General features: G+C 54.5%; 14 protein-coding genes, 1 pseudogene and 1 riboswitch. Of the genes and pseudogenes, 3 read left to right on the top strand and 12 right to left on the bottom strand.

Features of this window, described 5'->3' with window-relative positions; all coding sequences use genetic code 11:
- Positions 1-11: 11 nt before the first annotated feature.
- From cobJ to KDC22_RS08865, 5 genes and pseudogenes are all read right to left on the bottom strand, one after another.
- Positions 12-1511: pseudogene (gene cobJ, locus KDC22_RS33985) on the bottom strand (precorrin-3B C(17)-methyltransferase); the annotation flags it as partial.
- 14 nt (positions 1512-1525) lie between these two features.
- Positions 1526-2386, bottom strand: a complete 861-nt coding sequence (locus tag KDC22_RS08880; RefSeq protein WP_211722770.1) for an energy-coupling factor ABC transporter ATP-binding protein — start codon at positions 2384-2386, stop codon at positions 1526-1528.
- Between the two features lie 32 nt (positions 2387-2418).
- On the bottom strand, positions 2419-3207 hold the full coding sequence (gene cbiQ, locus KDC22_RS08875) for a cobalt ECF transporter T component CbiQ (protein ID WP_211722769.1): 789 nt from the start codon (positions 3205-3207) through the stop codon (positions 2419-2421).
- Positions 3204-3497 (bottom strand): energy-coupling factor ABC transporter substrate-binding protein, encoded by a 294-nt coding sequence (locus KDC22_RS08870; protein WP_173138021.1) that lies wholly within the window; start codon positions 3495-3497, stop codon positions 3204-3206. Before KDC22_RS08870 ends, cbiQ begins: the two co-directional genes overlap by 4 nt.
- Positions 3497-4261, bottom strand: coding sequence for an energy-coupling factor ABC transporter permease (locus tag KDC22_RS08865; protein WP_211722768.1), 765 nt, complete (start codon positions 4259-4261; stop codon positions 3497-3499). The genes KDC22_RS08870 and KDC22_RS08865 overlap by 1 nt, the downstream gene beginning before the upstream one ends.
- Before the next feature lie 384 nt (positions 4262-4645).
- Positions 4646-4838: riboswitch (cobalamin riboswitch) on the bottom strand.
- Positions 4839-4988: 150 nt separating this feature from the next.
- On the opposite strand from KDC22_RS08865, the gene KDC22_RS08860 reads away from it, so the two are divergent.
- Positions 4989-5921 carry an ArsR/SmtB family transcription factor gene (locus KDC22_RS08860; protein WP_211722767.1) on the top strand — a complete coding sequence of 311 codons (933 nt, stop codon included), beginning with the start codon at positions 4989-4991 and terminating at the stop codon, positions 5919-5921.
- A gap of 563 nt (positions 5922-6484) precedes the next feature.
- Here the strand turns inward: KDC22_RS08860 and KDC22_RS08855 are convergent.
- The 3 genes from KDC22_RS08855 to KDC22_RS08845 form a co-directional block, all read right to left on the bottom strand.
- The gene (locus KDC22_RS08855) at positions 6485-6907 is read right to left on the bottom strand and encodes a hypothetical protein (protein WP_211722766.1); all 423 of its coding nucleotides are present in this window, start codon (positions 6905-6907) and stop codon (positions 6485-6487) included.
- Between the two features lie 513 nt (positions 6908-7420).
- Positions 7421-7696 carry a DUF6171 family protein gene (locus KDC22_RS08850; RefSeq protein ID WP_211722765.1) on the bottom strand — a complete coding sequence of 92 codons (276 nt, stop codon included), beginning with the start codon at positions 7694-7696 and terminating at the stop codon, positions 7421-7423.
- A gap of 13 nt (positions 7697-7709) precedes the next feature.
- The gene (locus tag KDC22_RS08845) at positions 7710-9206 is read right to left on the bottom strand and encodes an alpha-N-arabinofuranosidase (RefSeq protein WP_211722764.1); all 1497 of its coding nucleotides are present in this window, start codon (positions 9204-9206) and stop codon (positions 7710-7712) included.
- A gap of 184 nt (positions 9207-9390) precedes the next feature.
- Between KDC22_RS08845 and KDC22_RS08840 the strand changes: the two genes are divergently transcribed.
- Both KDC22_RS08840 and KDC22_RS08835 read left to right on the top strand, forming a co-directional pair.
- On the top strand, positions 9391-9807 hold the full coding sequence (locus KDC22_RS08840) for a peptide deformylase (RefSeq protein WP_211722763.1): 417 nt from the start codon (positions 9391-9393) through the stop codon (positions 9805-9807).
- Between the two features lie 14 nt (positions 9808-9821).
- Complete coding sequence (locus KDC22_RS08835) at positions 9822-10760, top strand: hypothetical protein (protein WP_211722762.1); 939 nt, start codon at positions 9822-9824, stop codon at positions 10758-10760.
- 161 nt (positions 10761-10921) lie between these two features.
- On the opposite strand, the gene KDC22_RS08830 is transcribed toward KDC22_RS08835, so the two are convergent.
- The 4 genes from KDC22_RS08830 to KDC22_RS08815 form a co-directional block, all read right to left on the bottom strand.
- The gene (locus tag KDC22_RS08830) at positions 10922-11863 is read right to left on the bottom strand and encodes a 5'-3' exonuclease (RefSeq protein ID WP_211722761.1); all 942 of its coding nucleotides are present in this window, start codon (positions 11861-11863) and stop codon (positions 10922-10924) included.
- Between the two features lie 27 nt (positions 11864-11890).
- Positions 11891-12256 carry an arsenate reductase family protein gene (locus KDC22_RS08825; RefSeq protein WP_211722760.1) on the bottom strand — a complete coding sequence of 122 codons (366 nt, stop codon included), beginning with the start codon at positions 12254-12256 and terminating at the stop codon, positions 11891-11893.
- Positions 12257-12693: 437 nt separating this feature from the next.
- Positions 12694-13824, bottom strand: coding sequence for an RluA family pseudouridine synthase (locus KDC22_RS08820; protein WP_211722759.1), 1131 nt, complete (start codon positions 13822-13824; stop codon positions 12694-12696).
- Entirely contained in the window at positions 13821-14387 is a 567-nt protein-coding gene (locus tag KDC22_RS08815; RefSeq protein ID WP_173138041.1) for a cob(I)yrinic acid a,c-diamide adenosyltransferase, read from the bottom strand. The genes KDC22_RS08820 and KDC22_RS08815 overlap by 4 nt, the downstream gene beginning before the upstream one ends.
- Positions 14388-14392: the final 5 nt, after the last annotated feature.

Here is a 14392-nt window from a genome sequence, read left to right as displayed (position 1 = left end):
TCCTGTTCATTGATAGCTCCTCTTGTGCTGTTCATCCGTTCCCAAAAAGCATGATACCGTTCCTTCTCCCGTCCATGGATTCTGTAGTCTTCCAGGGCCGCAGCGACAGCTGTAACTGCTTCCTCTTCGTTCATCCCTTCACGGACCAGAACACCGGCATGGGCTGCCCGGCCGGACTTCTTCCCGCCCAGATAGAGCTCATAGCTGCCTCGTGACAGCACGAGACCGATGTCATCCAGAACAGCCGAGCTGCAGGCCATACCACAGCCAGCCACACTGATGTGCAGCTCTCTGGGCGCAGCGAGTCCGTGCAGTTGGGTGTGCAGGCGTGCGGCTGCGCTTAACGCCCCGCTTTTGCGCAGCTCGCAGAACCCGCAGGTCTTCACTTTTATGTAATCTCCAGGGAGACTTACATTCAATCCAGCCTCTATCAGCCTTGCTCCTGCCTCAGCCTCTTCACACCGGCTTCCGTGCAGCCAAAACCATCCGTCCTTCGTATAGCTCAGCTGCCCCTCATCCCCTGCCAGCTCCGCCAGCAGCTTCAACTGGATGCCGCTGAAGCTGCGGCTGCCGATGGGGGGAGCAATCTCCAGTCCGCGCGCAGCAGCCATGCTTCCTACCTCTGCTCCTTCAATCCCTCCCGCAGCAGCCGCTTCCTCCGCCCGGCCGGACTCCGCCGCAGCCAGCGACCAAGGCTCTGCTGCCGTGCGCAGCCGCTCATGCGGCTTCAGCGTCTGCGTCTGCGCGCCAAGACTATACTTGCGTTCATAGCCGCGCGGCGTAACCATGAGCCCCTCATAGACAAGGGTCGCAGAATTGCCGACCACAACTGTCGAGAGCATGCCGATCTCATGCTCCAGCATATCCTGCAGCGTCGTTACGATCGTCTGCTGACGGTCACGGTAGGCGCTTTTGACAATGCCGACCGGTGTAGCCGGATCACGGTAGCGCAGCAGGATGTTGCGCGCTTCTTCGATCTGCCGCGTCCGTCTGCCGCTGCTGGGATTGTAGAAGGCGATGACGAAATCCGCAGCCCCCGCCGCTTCCACACGTGCAGCAATGCTCTCCCAGGGAGTTAGATGATCACTCAGGCTGATCATACAGGAATCATGCATAATCGGCGCCCCAAGCAGAGACGAGCAAGACTGAATCGCCGATATTCCCGGAATCACCTCCACCTCCACACCCTCCTTGCGGTTCCAGCCCCGTTCCATGAGTACCTCATAGACGAGACCGGCCATTCCATAGACACCGGCATCGCCGCTGGAGATTACCGCAATCTTCTGTCCGGCTTCGGCTCTGCGCACGGCCTCCTGGGCCCGGCTGACCTCCTCAGTCATCCCCGTGCCCACGATCTCCTGGTGCCGCAGCAGCGGCCGGATCAGCTCCACATAAGTGTTATAGCCGATTACCGCTTCACTCTCTTCGAGGGCAGCCAGTGCCCGGCCGGTAATATGCTCCAGCGCTCCGGGGCCGAAGCCGATAATCAGCAGTTTCCCTTGGTTCTTCATCCTTCTTCCCCCGTTCATAAATAACTGTGTTCAAGCTTCAGCAGTGGATGGAGCCGTGCTTTGAATTCCCCGGCTGTGCGGGGGGCGCTTTGCCCACCGGTCAGACTTGCAGGCAGGCTGTACCATAAGTCAGCCAGCAGCGGCAGTCTCAACCCGATCGCCTCCAGCTTCTCCCTTCCGGCAAAAATCTCCTCCGGTGTTCCCTCTGCCCGGCACATTCCGTGATCCAGTACAATAATCCAGTCCGCCCAGCGGTAAGCCAGATCCATGTCATGTGTAGCCATAACCACAGTTGTACCTTTAGCATGTATAGCTTCAAGACCCTTCAGCATCTGCAGCTCCGATAAAGGGTCCAGATACGAGGTCGGCTCATCCAGCAGAATCAGCTCCGGCTCCATGGCCATTATACCGGCGAGGGCGGTGCGCTTCTTCTGGCCCAGGCTCAGCTGGTGAATCGGTTTATGACCCAGCTCAGCCAGATTCAGCAGCTCCATGACCTCCCGGCAGCGTGCAGCGATAGCCGGTTCATCCATGCCGCTCCCGCGCAGTCCGAACGACACATCCTCCAGCGGTGTACTCAGGATCAGCTGCTGCTCCGGGTCCTGAAAGACCAGGCCCACCCTCCGCCGCAGCGCAGCCAGCTCCTTTTTGGCGTAGGATAACTCCTTGCCTCCCTGTAGAACCTTGCCGCTCTGGGGACGCAGTATGCCTACGGCATGGAGGAATAACGTTGATTTGCCCGAGCCGTTATGACCAAGCACCGCCGTCTTGCTGCCTTTGGGAATGGAGAGTGTCAGTTCATGCAGCGCGAGCTCCTTCGTGTCAGGGTAATGGAACATCACCCCGTCAAAAGCCAGACTATATTCCATATCCATTACTTACTCCTCTAATGTGATTTGGCCAAATTTCACCCCCGCACCCACAGCCAGAGCTGCGCCAGCACCAGCACTGCTATCCCGGCATACGCCTGGACAGCATAACGCCGCGGCACAGGGGGCGCGCTATAGGGCGGCAGAATAATCTCATCAGTGAATCCGCGGGCCAGCAGCCCCTGCGATAATCCATAATAACGGTGCATGGTGTTGCCAAAAAGCGCTCCCGCCATAGCCGCAGTCTCCCGCAGCTTCGCCTTGTACCCCCTACGGCCTCCACGCAGCCTCCGGGCCAGCAATAGCCCGTGCGCCGCATCTGTCAGCAGGAACAGGAACCGGTACATAATCAGCATCAGCTCCAGCACAATCTGCGGCATCCGCAGCCTGCGGAGTACCTGTAGAAGTTCACTGAACGGCGTAGTGAACATCAGGAAGAAGAAGCAGCTCATACAGGCCGAGATCCTGGCCAGCAGTTCTCCGGCCCGCTGTAGTCCTGCCGCTGTGATATATACCGGCAGAGGCAGGCCCGGAAGCTGGAATACACCCGCCTGCCCCGCTGCCGGATGCCCGAATTCCACCAGCAGGGCCGGGATGCTCAGGCCGTAGAACAGCAGCGCTGTACCAAACAGCAGTCCGTAGGCACGGAAGGGAATTTTGGCCTGCAGAATACACCACGACATCATCCATAAGGTGATTGCCATTTGCAGCAATGGATGCACGGTATAGGAGAGCAGGAACATCAGGGCTGCGAATGCGCTTTTCCACATGGGAGACAGCAGCCTGAGCGCGTTATTATAGGACAGAACGTCAATCCGTCTGATCACTTGCTGCTATTCTGCTTCGTCCCGCCTTGCTTTCCTTTCAGCAGCCCCAGGGTATAACCGATCACTCCGGCACCGATTGCTGCCTGCAAGGCGAACAGCATACTCTCCGTCTCCCCCGGCAGCTCGGCAAGCGGCTTGAACCAGGGCTTATAGTCAGGATTGAGCTCCGTAATTACTCCCTCGGCTGCATCATCGGCCCCGCCGAATTCCCCCTCCACGAGCAGCAGCGGCAGCACACACAGCAGGACAACGGCCAGCAGCATCAATCCGTTTTTCCACTTATTGCTCATCAGGCTCTTCCTCCGTTCACCTTGCGCTTCAGAAGCGACAATTCATTCGGGCTATACGATTTCAGCCAGTTCCACAGCAATACGGTCAACAGCCCCTCACTGACAGCCAGCGGGATTTGCGTGACGGCGAAGATTCCCCCGAATTTGAGAAAAGAGGCCAGAACACCGCCATCCGCCGCCGGAAAAGCCACCGCAAGCTGAAAGGAAGTCACGACATACGTACTCAGATCCGCTACGGCTGCGGCACAGAACAAGGCCAGCTTCTCCCGTTCCGGCAGCTTCATCATCAGCTTATACGCGGCATATCCGGCAAAAGGACCCGCCACCGCCATCGAGAACGCATTGGCACCCAGCGTAGTGATCCCCCCATGCGCCAAAAGCACCGCCTGAAACAGCAGGACAATAGAGCCGATCACGCCCATCGGGAGCGGCCCCAGCATCACAGCACCAAGTCCGGTACCGGTGGGATGGGAGCTGCTTCCAGTTACGGAAGGCATTTTGAGCGCAGACAGTACAAAGGTAAACGCCCCTGCCAGACCCAGCAGCAGCTTCAGTTCCGGATTCTCCCGGGTCATGGCTCTGAGCCTGATGATCCCCAGCACGAAGAACGGTATGAACGCCGCCCACCAGAACACGGCCCAGCCTACCGGCAGGAACCCTTCCATAATGTGCATGGCCCGGGCCGTACCCGGCTCATTCAACATAAAGTACATGGTAAATCCGGCAACCAGTGCCGCAAAGCTCCAAAAACTACGCTTCTTCATTTGTCAGCCTCCATGTTTTTGAGTTTCTGTACATCCTTGCAAGTTCAAACAGAACCGGCTGCGCCATCCTTCAAGAGAACGCAATCCGTTTCAGCGGGAAAGATAAGGAATGTTCATGCGCGGAGCATATACATTCTTATCTTCCCAAAAAAAACCCACCCTGATGGGTGGGAAGTGTATGTACGCAGGCAAGTTGATAGAGCGCGCAGTCCGTAGCTAAACGGAACAAGGTGCTTTTCATCGTCCCATCACTTGGGCCGTGTCCTTGTAGCCAGCAGCTATAAACCGGGTGTCCTCTCTAAACTCAAGATTCCTCCGGTCCTTCAGGGCAGAACGCTTCATCTCATTAACCTATCCGTACACCGCTCCTATCCGCGTAGAGTCGTGGTGTGCGTCGACAAGGTAGGTCTCCTGGCTTGGAATACCGGCGCTGTGGACTTCGTCTTCCCCGGGATTCCCGAGTGACCTCATGAAGTTCAGCTCTTCCTTACAGTGGCGGGACCGCTCGGGATTTGCACCCGATTCCCTGTTATCCCTTGCCCGTCGGGGCAAGAGCACCTTGTTTCATCGCTAATTCATCCTACATCATAGCGGACAGAGATTAGCCTGTCTGTGATATAAATTGGAAAGGCAGCCCAATAAGCTATCCATTGCATTCATTTGCTTGTAGAAAGTTTGTTTGAGTAATATAATTATTAACTATATAACCTGAGCGTGGAGGCATCCGATGAAACTTGATCTAACCGAACAATCACTGCCCGTATACGAAGCTTTATCCAGCACGGTGCGCCTGCACATGCTGCGGCTGCTGTCCGATACCCCCATGAACGTGAAGGAGCTGGCCGGAGCCCTTAAGCTTAGCAGCGCCATTATGACGATGCATGTACGCAAGCTGGAAGCGGCAGGGCTTATCCGCAGCCATATGGCTCCCGGCAAAAGCGGCCTGCAGAAGATCTGTACGCTCGCCGCCGACGGAGCGGAGATTGTGTTTCCCGGACAAGCCCGGACCCCGCGCAGGGGGTACCGCAAGGAGATTCCGGTGGGACATTATTCGGACTTCCAGATTGAACCTACCTGCGGACTGTCTACAACGGAGCGGGTCATCGGCCACTTCGACGATCCCCGTTATTTCTGGGATCAGGAGCGGGTGAATGCCGGTATCCTGTGGTTCGGCAAGGGGTTCGTGGAATACAAAATTCCGAATTTCCTGCTGTCGAGCCAGATGCCGGAGGAGCTTGCGATCACCATGGAGATTGCTTCCGAAGCCCCGTCCGTCAACAATAACTGGCCCTCGGACATTACCTTCACCCTGAACGGGCAGTCTCTCGGCTTCTGGACAAGCCCCGGCGACTACGGGGATAATCCGGGTAAATATACCCCGGCCTGGTGGCCAGCGCTTACGAACCAATACGGGCTGCTCAAGCAGCTGCGGATTACCAAGGCTGGCACCTTCATGGATGGACAGAAGCTGTCCGAGGTTACTCTGGATCAGGTAGGTATCCGTAATAAACAGTGGACCTTCAGACTCTCGGTTGAGGAGAATGCCGAGCATATCGGCGGTCTTACGCTGTTCGGCAAGGGATTCGGTAATTATAACGAGGATCTAGTTTTTGAACTTTTTTATACGGACACTGCTGCCGACCTGCCCGCTTCCATCTAGAAGTTGCTTCTCCATTCGCCTGCATCTGGTGGCATGGGGCGTAATAAGGTGCACTTGTGCTACTTATTGGCTTATTTAGGCAGCGTCCGGTGAATTGAGGTGCACTTGTGCTCCTCATTGGCTCATTTGGCCTGCGTCCAGTGAATTCTGGTGCACTTGTGCACTTTATTTGCTCATTTGGCGCGCATCCGGGGAATTCTGGTGCACTAGTGCTCCTCATTGGCTCATTTGGGCAGCGTCCGGTGAATTGAGGTGCACTTGTGCTCCTTATTCGCTCATTTGGGCAGCGTCCGGTGAATTCTGGTGCACTTGTGCTCCTTATTGGCTCATTTGGGCAGCGTCCGGGGAATTCTGGTGCACTAGTGCTCCTCATTGGCTCATTTGGCCGCCATCCGGTGAATTCTGGTGCACTTGTGCTCCTTATTGGCTCATTTGGGCCGCGTCCGGTGAATTCTGGTGCACTTGTGCTCCTCATTGGCTCATCTGGCCCGCGTCCGGTGAATTCTGGTGCACTTGTGCTCCTCATTGGCTCATTAGGGCAGCGTCCAGTGAATTCGGGTGCACTAGTGCTCCTTATTTTGCTCATTTGGCCCGCGTCCGGGGAATTCGGGTGCACTTGTGCTCCTTATTACTCTCCTTACGCCACACTCGGCTGAACCAATGGGATTTTCATTTCTCATTTCCTCCTCCAGCCCACTTTCCGCAATACCAGAGGGATTTTTCCCTCTCTTTTCCTCCTCCAGCCCACTTACAGCTGGATCAAAGGGATTTCTCCCTCTCATTTCCTCATCCGGCCCACTTTCCGCTGAACCAGAGGGATTTTTCCCTCTCATTTCCTCATCCGACCCACTTTCCGCTGAACCAAAGGGATTTTTCCCTCTCATTTCCTCATCCGGTCCACTTTTCGCTGGACCAGAGGGATTTATACCTCTAATTTCCTCATCCGGCCCACTTTCCGCTGAACCAGAGGGATTTCTCCCTCTCATTTCCTCATCCAGTCCACTTTCCGCTATACCAGAGGGATTTCTCCCTTTGATTCTCCTTGGATTCTCACTTTATTTCCTCTTGGTTTCTCCTTGGTTTCTCACTTTATTTCTCCTTGGTTTCTCCTTGGTTTCTCACTTTATTTCCCCTTGGTTTCTCCTTTGATTCTCCTCGGCTTCTCGCCTTATTCCCCCTTATTTTCTTTGTTTACTCCTTGGTTTCTCCCTTGTCTCTTTTCTGCTTCTCCTTCAGCTCTCTCTACCGTCCCCTTCCGACCCTATCAGCCAACTACCGTCTCCTCCCAGCCTGCCTCCGGCAGCTCCCGAATCCTATATCCTTCTGATTTCGCCCCCTATCTTCAATGGAAGGCTATCAGACTTCCCATTGCAAACCAAAAACACCTCCAACCCGCTGCAATTATGCAGGTTGGAGGTGTTCATATGGCATTGCCTCTATCTTCTATCCGCTATCTTCTATCCGCTATCTTCTACCCGCTCAGCCGCTTACCCCAGCCGTCATTCCTTGACCGGCTGCCACATCCCGCCGCCCGGCAACGGACAGCTGCGGGCCTTCAGCCGGGCCACGACAGGTATAATACAGCCGCAGGCGGTGCAGGTCACGCCATCCTGCAGCTTGGGGCAAGTCCCGCAAAGGGCAAGCCGCTCGGCGTAAACCTCGTCTGAAGCGGAATTGCCGGGGTTGAACATGGACGAGGCCAGAATCCGGGCAATCTGCGCGTCCGTTACCTTGTACTCCTCCCGGCATCCCTTGCAGGCTGAAGTGGTTGTCATGCTGATACTCTCCTTACGCTTTCGGAGTAATTTCCAGTACAGTTACCGACATTGGCGGCAGCTCTACAGTCAACGTGTCGCCTTCAAGCTTGAAGGCGTTGAACGCCTGCGGCTTTACAGCTTCCGGCTGCTCAAAGGTATTGTGAGCATCAATGGAAGATCCGGCAAGTGTAGTACCGCTTACGGTTGCTGATTGTCCAGCCAGTCCGCGCAGCTCCAGCGGCAATACTGCCGGTGCAGCGTGATTCAGGTTACACAGGCTGACATGAATGATGCCCTCAGCATTGACTGAAGCCGAAGCCGATACTTCAGGAATCTCTACGCCTTCATAGCTGTATACCGGGCTGTCTACAGTCAGCTCCAGCAATTCTGCATCCTGATGCACCTTGTACATGTTGAATACATGATAGGTTGGAGTCAGGAGCATTTTCTCGCCCTCGGTCAGAATGACAGCCTGCAGCACGTTAACGGTCTGTGCAATGTTTGCCATCCGCACACGGTCACTGTGCTTGTGGAAAATATTCAGCGTCAAGCCGGCCACCAGCGCATCGCGGATCGTGTTCTGCTGGTAGAGGAAGCCCGGGTTCGTACCCGGCTCTACATCATACCAGGTGCCCCATTCATCGACGATCAGGCCTACTCTTTTCTCAGGATCGTATTTGTCCATAATGACACTGTGACGGGTCACCAGCTCATCCATGAACAGCGCCTTCTTCAAGGTGTTGAAATATTCATCCGTTCCATAGCCGGTAGCCGCACCTTTATTCGCCCAATCGGAAGTCGGCAGGGTGTAGTAGTGCAGAGTAAGGGAATCCATGAAGCGGGTAGCTTCGCGCATCAATACTTCCGTCCAGTTATAATCATCCGCATTCGCCCCGCAGGCGATCCGGTGAATCTTATTGTCTCCATAGTTACGTACATACGTCTGATATTGGCGGTACAGATCAGCATAATATTCAGGACGCATATTGCCGCCGCAGCCCCAGTTCTCATTGCCCACGCCGAAGTAAGTTACACTCCAGGCCTCTTCCTGGCCGTTCTTCTGGCGCAGCTCAGCCATCGGGGATACGCCGTTAAAGGTCAAATACTCCACCCATTCGGACATCTCCTGCACGGTTCCGCTACCTACATTACCGTTGATGTACGGCTCACATTCCAGCATCGCGCAGAGGAGCATGAATTCATGCGTACCGAAATGGTTGTTCTCTACCGCGCCGCCCCAGTGTGTGTTAATCATACGCTTGCGCTCTTCGCTCGGGCCGATACCGTCCTTCCAGTGGTATTCATCGGCGAAGCAGCCGCCCGGCCAGCGAAGTACCGGAATCTTCATTTCCTTAAGCGCTTCCACTACGTCGTTGCGGATACCCTTAGTGTTCGGAATTGGGGAATCTTCGCCCACCCAGATGCCTTCATAGATACAGCGTCCAAGATGCTCAGCGAAATGTCCGTAGATGTTGCGGTCAATCTTACCTTTGCGGATGTCGGTGTTCAGTACAATGCGTTCTGCCATGGGAAGTTAACGCTCCTCTTTAGGTTAATATATTTGTTAATCATTTAACACTTATATTAATATTATAGTCAAGCTTCCTCCGGTTCGTCAATCTTTATCTTGCACAGCACACAGTGCCCCCCGCATTTCACTTCCCGGCAAAAAATGATATTATTAACACACAAATAACGCACAAATGGAGAGTATGATGATCAGACCTATTTGTAAAGATGTAACGATACTAAGCCAGCGGTCCACTCCGGCGACGGACAAGGATTTGATGGTGTTAATGGATCTTGTGGAAACCCTGCGCGCCAATTCAGACCGATGTGTCGGCATGGCTGCTAATATGATCGGTGTCAACAAGCGCATCATCGCCATCCGCATCGAGCATCAGCTGACCATCCCAATGATCAATCCGGTGATCAAGAAGCGCGCCCGTCCTTATGAAGCCGAGGAAAGCTGTCTGTCGCTTGAAGGTGTACGCACAACGAAACGATACGACTATATTGAGGTAGAATATTTCGACTATAATTTCAAGAAGCATTATGAGAAGTTCACAGGATTTGCGGCGCAGGTCATCCAGCATGAGGTGGATCATTGCGACGGCATTGTCATTTGAACTAGGAGACAACCATGCAGACATTCAATAAAACTGTTGCCGAGCAGATTCTGAGGAATGAAGTTGATACCCGCACGCTTTTGTCAGAATACCCTGAATACAAAGACGAGGTGCTGCTTGAGATCAATGCCTTATCCAGCCGTGGACGATCCAACCTCATTCAGCATTCACTCCGGAAATATACAAGCAGTGCAACCATTGCTAAGAATAAAATTGTCAAAAGTGGCTTCAATCAAACCACCATCAACACCTTTCTTCCCCATATTATCAAGGCCCGCTTTGCGATTTATCTGATTGAACAGCTGCAATTTGCAGTTTCTTCGGAGACCTCTACCGGACCCGTGCGCTTCAATCTATGGGATGGTTTCATTCTGCAAAGACTGCTGTTCCGGGAAAAGCTTGTTCGCAAGCCCGTATCTCTCATCCTGTTCCGGGTATTCTGGAAACTGATCATCAACCCCAAAATTCTAATGCCGCTTGTTAATAAACAAGGGATATATTGTTTCTATTCCAAGCCTTTAATCAAGCAGCTGTCCGCTTTGATTGGTGATCGCGAGTGTCTGGAGATCGCTGCGGGTGACGGCACATTAACCGGATTCTTGAACGATAACGGTACGCCATGCACAGCAACCGATGATTATAGCTGGGCACACTATATCTCTTATCCCGCTCATGTAGTACGAGCAGACGCCAAAACCGCATTGAACCGCTATGCTCCCAAGGTTGTCATCTGTTCATGGCCGGTCCCCGGCAACCCTTACGAGAAGCATGTCTTTCACTCCGGTTCTGTGGAGATGTACATCGTTATTGGTACCCGTGACCCTGCGATAACCGGTGATTTTGATTCCTACTACAATGCCAAAGATTTTGACATGGAGCTGAATGAGGAATTATCCCGCCTCATCTTGCCGCCGTCCGAGGACAACGCTGTATACATCTTCACCCGCAAGTAGACAAGGCTTCGCCGTCCTCTTAAAGGACGGCATTCGTTTCAGCGAGAAATTGAAGGATAATCTATCATGTGAAACATATAAATTCTTCTATTTAAAAAAGACAGTATTGCTCCCAAATAGGTGAGCATTACTGTCTTTTGTACTAATTCTATCGTGCTGCTTCAGCCCAAATCTCCGAGTTCAATCTGTACGATTCCCCGGTCATCCCGGACCTCGGCGATCCCGCCGATCAGATGCATCAGGCTGCCGAACTCCAGCTCGTTGAACTTGCGTGCCGCGTTATCCCGCTGCAGCGACCACAGACAGTCCGCCAGTTCACAGACCACCGGTACATCGCAGCGGATTTCCGCCAGCTCCCGCGAGAGATGCAGCATGTCGAGGTCAGCTTCGATTTTGGCCCGTACGCCTTTGGGCAGCAGATGCAGGTTCTCGATCACACCTTCCACCGTACCGTATTCGGTCAGCAGCTTGGTTGCGGTCTTCTCGCCTATGCCCTTCACACCGGGATAATTATCGCTGGTGTCGCCCATGAAGCCCTTCAGGTCGATCACCTGCGCAGGAGTAAGTCCCCGTTCAGCCAAAAGTTCCGCCGGATCATACACTTTGTAGTTGGAGCGGCCTTTTTTCATAATCACGACCTTGACACTGTCATTCACCAGCTGCAGCATATCGTGGTCACCCGTGAGAATATAGACCTCCGACTCCCCGCTATAGCACGAAGCCAGTGTACCGATGCAGTCATCTGCCTCATAACCCACCAGACCGATATTCGGCACGCCCAGCTCAGCCACCACTTCCTTCACCAGATCGAACTGCGGAATCAGCTCCAGCGGGGCGTCAATGCGGTTGGACTTATAGCCGTCATACTTCTCCGAGCGGAACGTGCCCTTGCCCATATCCCAGCAGCAGACCACATGTGAAGGCTCAAACGTACTTACCGCGTCGAAAAAATACTGCAAAAATCCATACACCGCATTCGTCGGAAGCCCGGCGCTGGTCTTGCGGATATATCCTCCATAAGAGGTAGCATAAAAAGCCCGGAACAGCAGAGCCATTCCATCAACGATCATTACCCGGCCCTTCATTTCTGTTTCTGTGCTCATGTGTAACCTCTCCTTGTATTCTGTAATTTAGGCGTTGCTCCAGGCTTCAGCGTACTGATCCTCTTTGTAGCCGACCGTAACCTGCTTGCCGTCCGTGACGACCGGCCGTTTAATCAGCATCCCGTGGGCGGACAGCAGCGCAAGCTGCTCGTCTTCGCTAAGATCAGCCAGTTTGTCCTTCAGGCCAAGCTCTCTATATACTTCACCGCTCGTATTAAAAAACTTCTTCAGCGGCAGTCCACTGTTCTTCACCAGCACGCGCAGCTCCTCTACGGTAGGCGGCTGCTCGGCAATATGCTGGATGTTAAGCTCATGCCCCTGCTCCTTCAGCCATTTCACTGCGCTGCGGCAGGTGCTGCATTTGGGATATTGATATACCTTCAAGTCACTCATCGAATTCTCCTTCGTTCCCTGTCAGAAACCCCGCAATCTATGCTGCCAGATCAGCATCATACGAGTGCGGAGGCTAGTGGTAGTAGTTGATCATGCTTCGAAATAATAATAAGTGGAAAAAGTACACCTGCTGCTCCTCAAACTGCACGACTGAAGGAATTAGATGGATTAACGACACTTAAATCAGCTGTTATCGTTACTTTGCAGTCCATTGGGTAATTTTAGCTGTACTTTTTCCACTTGCTTACCTCTCAGCCGCTATATGACTGTGATTAAGTGCTGTCTCGCACTTATTTACTCTTAAGCCCGGCACTTCAGCAGCAGCTGCATCCGGCCTATCCGGGACGTACATCACCGGCCGCAGCATTCCTCTATTATTCCGCCAGCACACAGGTTCCCAGGCTCCAGATACCTTCGGATATCAGCAAATATCCGGTTCAACGGATTGCCGACTGCCGGAGCTTCTCCTGCAGCAGCACCATATCCGGCGGCAGCGGCGCTTCGAAGACCAGATCGTCATGCGTGACCGGATGCCGGAAGGACAGCCGCACCGCATGCAGCGCCTGCCGTGGAATGGATGCGTCCAGCTCGGCGATCTGCGTGAGCTGCGCCGCTTCCGCGGGCGACAGCTTCGCCTCTTGCGTCTCGCCGCCTGGCAGCGTTAGCCTGACTCCTTGCGTCTCGCCGTAAGGCGGCACCAGCCCGGCCTCCCGCTTCTTCTCCTCCAGCTGTGCACCGCTAGGCTGAATCAGCTCCGTCCCGAGCTGCACGCCTTCCGGCAGCCGCCCGTATAACGGGTGACGGTACATGCCGTCACCGATCAGCGGGCAGCCTATAGAGCTCATATGCACCCGGATCTGATGGGTGCGCCCGCTCTCCAGCTTCAGCTCTACGAGTGAAGCTGCACGGCCATAGACCTCCTTGACCTCGTACCGGGTCAAGGAGGGATAACCATCCGGCGTCACGATCCGCCGGTGCGGCTCCAGCGGGTCGCGGTCGATCGGACCGTCGATATCGCCGCTGCGCGGCGCCGGAACACCGTGCACACAAGCGGCATACCGCTTGTCCACCGTTCCGGCGATCATCTGCTCGGAGATATGCTGATGGCTGTAAGGATTCTTGGCAATGACCAGCACACCGGAGGTCTCCCGGTCCAGCCGGTGGACAGGGCGGAAGCGGACCCGCTCCCCCTTCTCCGCCCAGTAATGGACCACTCCGTTCGCAAGGGTCTCGGTATAATGACCATGAGTCGGATGGACGATCATCCCCGCAGCCTTGTTCACAACGAGCAGATGCCCGTCCTCATACAGAATCTCGAACGGGATCGGCTGCGGCAGAATATCTTCCGAGGTCTCCTCCTCCATCCGGATCTGCACCAGGTCTCCGCTGCTTACCTTGACACTGATATAGACACGCTCTCCGTTCAGTGTAATGCCAAGGTCCGTCATTTTGAGCCGGGACAGCAGCTTACGGGAGACATCCATCCGCTTCTGGAGGATGGTTTTGAGCAGCCATCCGTCTTCGGACGGCGGTACATTATAGGAGATTGGCGGATAATAGCTGGTCATTGGTTCCGGAACACCTTTTTGCTGCGCACATACTCTACGTCAGCAATCTCGAGCCGGGTATTGGCGGCACGGGCCAGCGCGAAGAAATAATCGGATAACCGGTTCAGATAGATCACAGCCTCCGGGTTGATATCCGCACTCCGTCCCAGCGTCACAGCCCGGCGTTCGGCACGGCGGCAGACGGTCCGGCAGACATGCAGCACGGAAGACAGCTGGCTTCCGCCGGGCAGAATGAAGCGCTCCAGCACCGGATTCTCGGCCTGCAGCACATCAATCCAGCCCTCCAGACGTACGGCCATCTCGCTTTTGACTTTATATTTGTTCTCGCTCAGCTTCACGAACGCCAGGTCCGAACCACAATCAAACAGCTCATGCTGAATCTCCAGCAATTGCTCGCGGACATCCGCGAACCGCTCGTCTTCCATCAGGCTCCGGGCCTGGCCGACGAAGCAGTTGAGCTCATCTATGGTGCCGTAAGCCTCAACGCGGACATCGTCCTTGCCCACCCGGCCACCGATGACTGAGGTCTCGCCTTTATCGCCCGTGCGCGTATAGATCGCCATCGAAA

This window comes from Paenibacillus tritici (genome assembly GCF_018207515.1).
Classification (GTDB): domain Bacteria; phylum Bacillota; class Bacilli; order Paenibacillales; family Paenibacillaceae; genus Paenibacillus_AQ; species Paenibacillus_AQ tritici.
This window is presented reverse-complemented; position numbering and strand designations above follow the sequence as displayed.

Excerpts from the sequence above, each read along its gene's own strand:
- KDC22_RS08850 (WP_211722765.1), bottom strand. The coding sequence starts at position 7,696 with ATGACAACCACTTCAGCCTGCAAGGGATGCCGGGAGGAGTACAAGGTA.
- KDC22_RS08880 (WP_211722770.1), bottom strand. The coding sequence starts at position 2,386 with ATGGATATGGAATATAGTCTGGCTTTTGACGGGGTGATGTTCCATTAC.
- KDC22_RS08855 (WP_211722766.1), bottom strand. The coding sequence starts at position 6,907 with ATGAGAGGGAGAAATCCCTCTGGTTCAGCGGAAAGTGGGCCGGATGAG.
- KDC22_RS08835 (WP_211722762.1), top strand. The coding sequence starts at position 9,822 with ATGCAGACATTCAATAAAACTGTTGCCGAGCAGATTCTGAGGAATGAA.
- KDC22_RS08865 (WP_211722768.1), bottom strand. The coding sequence starts at position 4,261 with ATGAAGAAGCGTAGTTTTTGGAGCTTTGCGGCACTGGTTGCCGGATTT.
- KDC22_RS08830 (WP_211722761.1), bottom strand. The coding sequence starts at position 11,863 with ATGAGCACAGAAACAGAAATGAAGGGCCGGGTAATGATCGTTGATGGA.
- KDC22_RS08870 (WP_173138021.1), bottom strand. The coding sequence starts at position 3,497 with ATGAGCAATAAGTGGAAAAACGGATTGATGCTGCTGGCCGTTGTCCTG.
- KDC22_RS08840 (WP_211722763.1), top strand. The coding sequence starts at position 9,391 with ATGATGATCAGACCTATTTGTAAAGATGTAACGATACTAAGCCAGCGG.
- KDC22_RS08825 (WP_211722760.1), bottom strand. The coding sequence starts at position 12,256 with ATGAGTGACTTGAAGGTATATCAATATCCCAAATGCAGCACCTGCCGC.
- KDC22_RS08820 (WP_211722759.1), bottom strand. The coding sequence starts at position 13,824 with ATGACCAGCTATTATCCGCCAATCTCCTATAATGTACCGCCGTCCGAA.
- KDC22_RS08845 (WP_211722764.1), bottom strand. The coding sequence starts at position 9,206 with ATGGCAGAACGCATTGTACTGAACACCGACATCCGCAAAGGTAAGATT.
- KDC22_RS08815 (WP_173138041.1), bottom strand. The coding sequence starts at position 14,387 with ATGGCGATCTATACGCGCACGGGCGATAAAGGCGAGACCTCAGTCATC.
- KDC22_RS08860 (WP_211722767.1), top strand. The coding sequence starts at position 4,989 with ATGAAACTTGATCTAACCGAACAATCACTGCCCGTATACGAAGCTTTA.